This is a genomic window from Pseudomonas sp. BN415 (assembly GCF_029871195.1).
GTDB classification, from domain to species: domain Bacteria; phylum Pseudomonadota; class Gammaproteobacteria; order Pseudomonadales; family Pseudomonadaceae; genus Metapseudomonas; species Metapseudomonas resinovorans.
The window spans coordinates 137,101-144,546 of the sequence record NZ_SSOK01000070.1; the positions used below are offsets into that span (position 1 = coordinate 137,101).

Consider the following 7,446-nt stretch of genomic DNA (forward strand, 5'->3'; position numbering starts at 1 on the left):
CCGGCGGGCGGCCGGCGGGACCATTAGCGGCTCCAAGGAGAGCCCAATGAACCTCGACGAACTCACCGCCCGCCTGCACGCCATTCGCGACCGCAACGACTGGCGGCAATTCCACAGCCCGAAGAACCTGGCCATGGCTGCCAGCGTGGAAATGGCCGAGCTGGTGGAAATCTTCCAATGGCTGACCGAAGACCAGTCGCGCCAACTGCCCGCCGAAAAACTCGCCCACGCCGGCCAGGAAGTGGGCGACATCATCCTCTACCTCCTGCTGCTCTGCGCCGAGCTGGGCCTGGACATGGATGCCGTGGTGCGCGCCAAGCTCGCCGACAGCGAAAGGCGCTTCACATGACCGACCGCCACTTCGATGAACTGGCGACCCGCTTCGCCGAGAAGATCTACGGCGGCGCCAAAGGCGCCATCCGCCTCGCGGTGCTCCAGGCCGACCTGGCCGAAGTGCTGCCCGAGCGCCCATTGCGCGTGCTCGACGTCGGCGCCGGCCTCGGCCATATGTCCCTGTGGCTGGCCCAGCGTGGTCACCAGGTAACCCTGGCCGAGCCCGCCGAACCCATGCTCGAAGGCGCTCGCCAGCGCTTCACCGAAGCCGGCCAGAACGCCACCTTCCTCCAGGCGCCCTGGCAGGAACTGCTCGGCCAACTTACCGAACCCTACGACCTGGTGCTGTGCCACGCCGTGCTGGAATGGCTCGCCGAACCCGAGGCCATCCTCCCGGTGCTGCACCAACTCACCGCCCAGGATGGGTTGCTGTCGCTGGCCTTCTACAACAAGGACGCGCTGATCTACCGCAACCTGCTCAAAGGCCACTTCCGCAAACTGCGCAAACACAAGTTCGCCGGCGAAGGCCAGAGCCTGACTCCGCAGCAACCCCTGGACCCACGCGACCTGGCCGCGCAACTCGAAGGCCACTGGCAGGTCGAAAAACAGAGCGGCGTGCGGGTGTTCCACGACTACATGCCCCAGGAGTTCCAAGCCAAGGCCGAACTGGTGGACCTGCTGGAAATGGAACTGGCCTACCGGCGCCACCCCAGCTACCAAGGGCTCGGCCGCTACCTACACTGGATTTGCCGCCCGCTCTGAACGGAGGCCCGATGAAACTGCCCGCTCTGCTCACCCTGGCGCTGCTGCTTGGCGCCTGCCAGAGCCCCAACCCCTACACGGCCGATTCCCGCCCACTGCCGCCTGCGCCGCCGGGCGCGGCGACCACCTTCGACAGCAGCGCCTACCCCGCGCCGCCGCGCGACTTCGGCCGCTACCGCAGCTGGACCTGGTTCGACGGCCAGCTCCCCGCTGGCAACAACTGGGCAACCCCCGAGCAAATGGCCGACATGGTCAACGCAGGCCTCGACCAGCACGGCCTGCGCCAGGCCCGCACCCCGTCCCAGGCCGACCTCAAGGTCAGCGCCAGCCTGCGTTATGAGCGGCGTCTGCGGCAGTACAACGACTACGGCGGCGCCTACTACGGCAGCGGCCCCTGGCACGACCAGTACGGTGCCTGGGCCACCGTCCCCATCGTCCGCACCTACGAGGAGCAGGTGGCCGTGGTCTACCTGGAGTTCTATGACGCCCACGACAACCAGCCGGTATGGAGTGGCAGCAGTGAGGCCTACGCCAATGGCGACCGCTCCGACAGCGTCAACGCATTGCGCCAGGCAGTGAAACAAGCCCTGGACGACTATCCACCGAATTGAGACGCCGTCGCCCAAAATCCCCTTGCCGGCGGCCTGGCCTTGCGCTTCGATAGAGGTCCAGGCAGAGGAGATCCGATCATGATCCGCCGCACGCTAGCCCTGTCCGCAGCACTGCTCCTGGCCGCCTGCCAGAACTACAACCTCAACCGTGATTACGACAGCACCCGCGACTTCGGGGCCTATCACAGCTGGAGCTGGAAAGAGCCTGCCCTGCAGTACAGCCCTGACGACCCACGCATCAAGAGCGACCTCACCGAGCAACGCATCCGTGAAGCCGTCGGCCAGCAACTCGACCAGCGCGGCCTGCGCCCTGCCGCCGATGGCAAGGCCGACCTCACCGTCCAGTCCTGGTTGATCGTCGATGAGCGCCAGCAGCAGACCAGCTACAACTACGGCGGCGCCTGGGGCGGCTATTGGGGAGGTTACTGGGGCGGCCCGGCCTACACCGAAACCCGCATCTACAACTACAAGGTCGCCACCATCCAAGTGGACCTGTACGACGGCAAGGACGGCAAGCTGGTCTGGCGCGGCAGTGCCGAGCAGGTCATGACGAGCGCGCCGCCAAGCCCCGCAGAACGTGAAGCCGCCATTCGCGAGACGGTCGCCAAGGTGATCGCCCAATACCCACCGCACTGAGTCCCCCATGCCCGCCGCCTACCCCCAACTGCAACACCGCCCCGCCAGCGCCGAAGACCTTCACGAAATCGTCCGCTTCCCCCAGGATGCGGACGAACTCTTCTTCGCCTACCCCAAGGCCAGCTGGCCCCTCACCGTCGGCCAGCTCGCCGCCGCCATGGCCGAGCGCCGTGGCAGCACCGTCGCCCTGCTGGACGGCAAGGTCGCCGGCTTCGCCAACTTCTACCAATGGCAGAACGGCGAGTTCTGCGCCCTCGGTAACATGATGGTGGCCTTCTGGGCGCGCGGTCAGGGCGTGGCCCAGTACCTGATCGAAACCATGGAGCGCCAGGCCCGCGAGCAGTACAAGGCCAGGCTGATGAAAGTCTCCTGCTTCAACGCCAACGCCGGGGGCTTGCTGCTCTACACCCGCCTCGGCTACCAGCCCCGCGCCATCGTCGAACGCCACGGCCCGGACGGCCGCCGCGTTGCCCTGGTGCAGATGGACAAACCCCTCACGGACTGAGCCTCATGACTCACGGCGAAACAATGGGCCACAACCCCGGCTGAACCGGTCGGCACCTGCCGCCCCCACACGCCCGCCTCTCACTAAACTTATCCACAAGGCACCGGCCAACGTCGATGCCGGGTGGGGAGCGGGAGGCTCCTCCTTGCGTGCCGGCCCCACCGGCTTATCGGGAGCGACAAGCCGGCGCCTGGCAGGAGGTGTCTCATGACCATGATCACCCAGCTGCAAAGCAGTCTGATGCAGCACAAGACCCGCTTCGACGTGCTCAACCACGCCGCCTCCATGACCACCCGCGAAGCCGCACGCCGCGCGGGCATACCACCGCAACAGATGGCCAAGCCCGTCATCCTCGACGACTTCCAGGGCCACTGGCTGATGGCCGTGATCCCCGCCTCGCGCCATGTCGACCTGGAAAAGGTCCACAAACTCACCCACCGCCACTGGCGCCTGGTGCGCGAGCGTGACTTCGGCAAACGCTTCGGAGACTGCGACGTCGGCGCCATCCCTGCCGTGGGCAACCTCTTCGGCCTGGAAACCCTGGTCGACCAGTCCCTCACCGAACAGCCGGACATCTACTTCGAATCCGGCCGCCACGACGAACTGGTGCACATGAGCGGCAAGCACTACATGGCACTGATTCCAGAAGCGAAAAGCGGGCGGTTCTGCGAGTAGCTGCGCCCTTAGCGGCTCTTCCGTAGAGGGGATTTCAATCGCCAGGCAGGCCAACGGCCTGCGCCTCAAGCCCTCCTCACGCACAAACCAAAAGGCTCCTCACCAGGAGCCTTTTCCAAGGGCATGGCGCGTGCCTTAACGAATATCCCCACAAAAAATATCGTAACTGCCGTCCGCAGGTGTCGTGCGCAATACGAGGGAGTAATCACCCGAGCGAAGCGTCGAGAGGGGAACCGGTGCCGACTTCGACATCCGCCAGACATCACCCCGGAAGTGGCGGTCCGTCGTGAGCGTTCTGTTCAGCTCATAGGCCGGCGTGCCCCCAGGATGCGCGCAGCTTCCAGGGTAGATGAAGGTGTAAAGGCGGACTGGTCTGGTCGTGTAGGACGGTACACCGCTGATCACCAGCGAAATGCTCGTCTCATCGCCCCGCGGTACCAACGTCGCCTGCGCGATGCGTCCGGCGTTCTTCGGCGTGGCATTCAACTTGACTTCGAGCATCTCGTTGCTGGCGTCGCCTGCCGGGCTCGCGCATCCGCACAATCCGCAAGCGGCCATGATCAAAGCCAGATATTTTGCTGCGTTCATCGCTGGCCTCCAGCAGTGAGAAGCACCGTTGCGAGGGTCACCTATCCACTATAAGCGCGGGATTGGCAGCAGCCGTACGTCTCTACCCAGCGGTCGAGAGCGCAAAAAATGAGGGCGAAAAGCCCCATAAACAGGGCTTACAGAGTCGGGGGCGGGGGCGGCGAGAGGAAGACCGTGCGTTCTTCCTCGGCCGATACGGACTCAGGGCTTGTACTTACTCTGCGCTACGCACCACTTGCTGGCCGGGTCTTTCGAACGGGTACAGGAGTTACGGAACACCACCTGCGCATGCTTCTGGCAGTTGCGGAACTGCGAGGAGCCTTTCTCGTTCTTGCTGCAGACGGAGTCCAGGGCAATAGCGCCGTTACGTTCCTGCCAGTTCAGGTAGTAGTTGTCGCTTTCCTTCTTGGCGGCAGGGGCGGCGGCAAACGAAACGCTTGCCATGAGTACCAGCACGCTACCCAGTGCGAATCGAATGGTCATATCAACTCCTGATAGTCGCTTGTGCGTAAGTGCACCTTCTAAGAGGCGCTTTTCCTGATGCGGTGTTGCCGGTGAAGCTGCGTTACTTGAACAACCAGGTGGAAAGCCAATGGGCTGCCACTGCTCATTAAAGCAACTGCCGAATGAACTGCAGCGCATAGTGCTGAGCGCCCTTGGAAGCCGCAAGGGCTCGGGGCCAATCTGGACTGACCGTCTGTCGAAACGTCCTAATGACAACAGCACGCGAGCACGGCAACAAACCATTCCGTGGGGCGGAAAACGCTCCTTTATCTGCAACACCGCTAACCGTCACGCTGCCCGGCGCTAACATGCCTTGGCAAATTTTGCCAAAAGGTGGAATCGCATGAGCACCATGAACATCTCCCTGCCCGACGCCCTCAAGCGCTTTGTCGATGAGCAGGTCAGCCAGCGCGGCTACGGCACCAGTAGCGAGTACGTACGCGAACTGATCCGCAAGGACCAGGACCGCCAGAACATACGCAACCTGCTCCTGAAAGGAACCGCCTCCCCCCCCTGCTGCCCCGGCCGATGACCACTACTTCGAAGCGCTGCGCGACCGGGTGCGAAACGCCCGAGCGTGAGGGCCAAACCCGTCATTCCCCGGCATTCGCCAATCAGGACATCGATGACGCCTTAAGGATGCAGCCGGCCAGATCGTAGCCCGGATGAAATCCGGGAGCGGCGATTGGACTTTCCCCGGATTTCATCCGGGCTACTGAAAATCCGACTTCATCCTGTAAATCAGGTATTTCCATCGTCACAGGCACAGCCGATGACTCATGACCACGCCCTAACGACGGGGTTTCCCAAGTTCAAATGAAGAAGTCGAACAGGCGGCACTGTGAATCTCCACATGCCGTTTTGGGGTAGTGATCGAGATGATATCGAGATCGTACACATGCGCTGAAAGCCCCATATTCCGGGGCCTTCAGAGAGAAAATTGGCGGAAGGCAGTGGGAGTCGAACCCACCCAGGAACGGCTGCCGTCCCCCACCGGGTTTGAAGCCCGGCCACGCCACCGGGCGTGCTTGCCTTCCATATTGATTTATAAGGCTTTTTCCGTGCCTTCCTGTTCAGCAATCGGGGAAGTGTCGAAGAACTGTCGAAAATCCCTGGTGGGGCCGAACTCCAGAACATCCTGGAAGTGGCCTGGCGCCAGGTGCGCATACCGCATGGTCATCGACAACGAGGAATGCCCCAGGATCTTCTGCAACGATAGGATGTTTCCCCCGTTTGCCATGAAATGCGAAGCGAAGGTGTGACGCAGTACATGCGCCTTCTGACCGGCAGGCAGTTTTAGACCGGCCTTCTCCACCGCCTCATCGAAACTGTTTCGACAGTTGGTGAATAGACCATGCCGTGAGAAGTGGTCAAGGATGCGGGTTTCCAGCTCGGGGGTAATCGGAATCGATCTACGCCGCTTGGACTTGGTTTCCACGAAATGCACCGCCCCGCCCTTCACCCTGGACGGCACAAGCCCTTGTGCCTCTCCCCAGCGGCAGCCTGTAGCCAGGCAGATCGTGGATATCAGCTCGACGTGAACGTGCTGCATGGAGCGAAGCGTGGTGAACAAGGTATTCAGCTGATCGTGATCGAGGTAGGCCAGCTCCCGTTCCTGGAGCTTCATCGGCTTCACCGTGGCCAGCGGGTTCGGGTAGTCGATCTCCTGGAATTGGATCAGCACATTGAACAGGGCGCGGAGGTAGCCGAGTTCGTTGTTCATGGTCTTGCGGCTGATGCCAGCTTCAAGACGCTTGGCCCGATACTCCGCGAACTTCACGGCGGTGAACTGATGGCCGATCGGGTCGCCCAGGCGTTCGATCATTCTCTTCAGCAGCAGCTCTCGCCCGGCGTAGTCGGTGAGGCCGTTGCCATGCAGGATGCCCCAGCGTTTCAGTAGCTCCAGCAGGCGGCGACGATCCTTCTGGCGGGGTGACCAGTCGGGCGCATCGATCACCTTGGCCCTGCAGGTTGCTTCGAAGCGTTGCGCCTCACCCTTGGTCTTGAACGTCTTGCGAAAGCGCTTGCCCTTGATCGGCTCGGTATCGACCTTCCAGCGACCATCAGGCAGTTGAACGATGGCCACTACACCGCCCTCCCCCACCGAACTATGCGCTCCCGAAGTAGGTCCTGGATGTGCTTGTAGACGTCACGCTCGCCCATTTCCTTTGCGGCGTAGTGATCGCGAATGACAGGCCAGCACACCCACTCCCTGAGGCTGGCGAAGGCCTTTTCCGCGCCTACACGCTCCCGTGCGAGCAGGCTGATGAAGTTTCCCAGGAACAGCTCCACGTTCTTGCCGGTGAAGCCCTGGGAGGTCTTGAAGTGGCGTTTGTAGTGGGTGCGTCCGGCCAGCGATTCAGCCGGGATAGACACCTTCACGTCCTGGCGCATGAGGGTCCAGAAGGCATCGAGCACGCCCTTGCTGGAACACAGGCGGAAAGACTCCAGGCCGTACTGAAACAGCCCGTCGAGATGGCCGGCCAGCTCGGCAAAGGTGCGGTTGTCGATCATGGCGCCCGTCTGCATATCGGCCGAGCCGTCAGCGAACTGCTGGACGATGGAGTGGTGATAGCGCAGCTCGATCCGCCAGACAGGTGCTTCGGGGTCGTAGTTCTGGTCGTCGTCGGAATTGAACGGGTTGTCCATGCCGGACCAGACCGAACGCCAGTAGTCGAGCTTGTCGATGCTCCAGGCCTGCAAGGACTTGTTGTAGATGGCGAGCTGTATGCCTGACGCAGAACCGAACAGGAAGGACTGGCCACGGCCATAGGAGACGGCTTCCCCGTCGTAGTGGACTTCCTTGATGCCGGAGAGGTCGCGGCGGGTACG

General features: G+C 62.5%; 9 protein-coding genes, 1 tRNA gene and 2 pseudogenes. 7 read left to right on the forward strand and 5 right to left on the reverse strand.

The window, feature by feature from the left end:
• Positions 1–46: 46 nt before the first annotated feature.
• The 6 genes from E8F20_RS27100 (at position 47) to E8F20_RS27125 (ending at position 3,522) form a co-directional block, all read left to right on the forward strand.
• Positions 47–349: a MazG-like family protein gene (locus E8F20_RS27100; protein ID WP_280286509.1), complete on the forward strand. Its 303-nt coding sequence runs from the start codon at positions 47–49 to the stop codon at positions 347–349.
• On the forward strand, positions 346–1,095 hold the full coding sequence (locus E8F20_RS27105) for a methyltransferase domain-containing protein (protein WP_280286510.1): 750 nt from the start codon (positions 346–348) through the stop codon (positions 1,093–1,095). Before E8F20_RS27100 ends, E8F20_RS27105 begins: the two co-directional genes overlap by 4 nt.
• An 11-nt stretch (positions 1,096–1,106) precedes the next feature.
• On the forward strand, positions 1,107–1,706 hold the full coding sequence (locus E8F20_RS27110) for a DUF4136 domain-containing protein (RefSeq protein WP_280286511.1): 600 nt from the start codon (positions 1,107–1,109) through the stop codon (positions 1,704–1,706).
• A gap of 78 nt (positions 1,707–1,784) precedes the next feature.
• Positions 1,785–2,342 (forward strand): DUF4136 domain-containing protein, encoded by a 558-nt coding sequence (locus tag E8F20_RS27115; protein ID WP_280286512.1) that lies wholly within the window; start codon positions 1,785–1,787, stop codon positions 2,340–2,342.
• A 7-nt stretch (positions 2,343–2,349) separates the two neighbouring features.
• Positions 2,350–2,847, forward strand: a complete 498-nt coding sequence (locus tag E8F20_RS27120) for a GNAT family N-acetyltransferase (protein WP_280286513.1) — start codon at positions 2,350–2,352, stop codon at positions 2,845–2,847.
• Between the two features lie 207 nt (positions 2,848–3,054).
• Positions 3,055–3,522, forward strand: a complete 468-nt coding sequence (locus E8F20_RS27125) for a YbaK/EbsC family protein (RefSeq protein ID WP_028630763.1) — start codon at positions 3,055–3,057, stop codon at positions 3,520–3,522.
• A 135-nt stretch (positions 3,523–3,657) separates the two neighbouring features.
• Here the strand turns inward: E8F20_RS27125 and E8F20_RS27130 are convergent, their stop codons facing one another.
• Together E8F20_RS27130 and E8F20_RS27135 are read right to left on the reverse strand one after the other, a co-directional pair.
• Positions 3,658–4,110, reverse strand: a complete 453-nt coding sequence (locus E8F20_RS27130; RefSeq protein WP_280286514.1) for a hypothetical protein — start codon at positions 4,108–4,110, stop codon at positions 3,658–3,660.
• A 201-nt stretch (positions 4,111–4,311) separates the two neighbouring features.
• The gene (locus E8F20_RS27135; RefSeq protein ID WP_280286515.1) at positions 4,312–4,593 is read right to left on the reverse strand and encodes a hypothetical protein; all 282 of its coding nucleotides are present in this window, start codon (positions 4,591–4,593) and stop codon (positions 4,312–4,314) included.
• A gap of 364 nt (positions 4,594–4,957) precedes the next feature.
• On the opposite strand from E8F20_RS27135, the pseudogene E8F20_RS27140 reads away from it, so the two are divergent.
• Positions 4,958–5,195: pseudogene (locus tag E8F20_RS27140) on the forward strand (type II toxin-antitoxin system ParD family antitoxin).
• Positions 5,196–5,555: 360 nt separating this feature from the next.
• Here the strand turns inward: E8F20_RS27140 and E8F20_RS27145 are convergent.
• From E8F20_RS27145 to E8F20_RS27155, 3 genes and pseudogenes are all read right to left on the reverse strand, one after another.
• Positions 5,556–5,651: transfer RNA gene (locus E8F20_RS27145), tRNA-Sec, on the reverse strand.
• Positions 5,652–5,659: 8 nt separating this feature from the next.
• Positions 5,660–6,700: a tyrosine-type recombinase/integrase gene (locus tag E8F20_RS27150; protein ID WP_280286516.1), complete on the reverse strand. Its 1,041-nt coding sequence runs from the start codon at positions 6,698–6,700 to the stop codon at positions 5,660–5,662.
• A pseudogene (locus E8F20_RS27155) lies at positions 6,700–7,446 on the reverse strand (hypothetical protein); the annotation flags it as partial. The gene E8F20_RS27150 and the pseudogene E8F20_RS27155, both read right to left, overlap by 1 nt.

Bases quoted from the DNA above. Each gene is read 5' to 3' on its own strand.
- E8F20_RS27100 (WP_280286509.1), top strand. From the start codon at position 47: ATGAACCTCGACGAACTCACCGCCCGCCTGCACGCCATTCGCGACCGC.
- E8F20_RS27105 (WP_280286510.1), top strand. From the start codon at position 346: ATGACCGACCGCCACTTCGATGAACTGGCGACCCGCTTCGCCGAGAAG.
- E8F20_RS27110 (WP_280286511.1), top strand. From the start codon at position 1,107: ATGAAACTGCCCGCTCTGCTCACCCTGGCGCTGCTGCTTGGCGCCTGC.
- E8F20_RS27115 (WP_280286512.1), top strand. From the start codon at position 1,785: ATGATCCGCCGCACGCTAGCCCTGTCCGCAGCACTGCTCCTGGCCGCC.
- E8F20_RS27120 (WP_280286513.1), top strand. From the start codon at position 2,350: ATGCCCGCCGCCTACCCCCAACTGCAACACCGCCCCGCCAGCGCCGAA.
- E8F20_RS27125 (WP_028630763.1), top strand. From the start codon at position 3,055: ATGACCATGATCACCCAGCTGCAAAGCAGTCTGATGCAGCACAAGACC.
- E8F20_RS27130 (WP_280286514.1), bottom strand. From the start codon at position 4,110: ATGAACGCAGCAAAATATCTGGCTTTGATCATGGCCGCTTGCGGATTG.
- E8F20_RS27135 (WP_280286515.1), bottom strand. From the start codon at position 4,593: ATGACCATTCGATTCGCACTGGGTAGCGTGCTGGTACTCATGGCAAGC.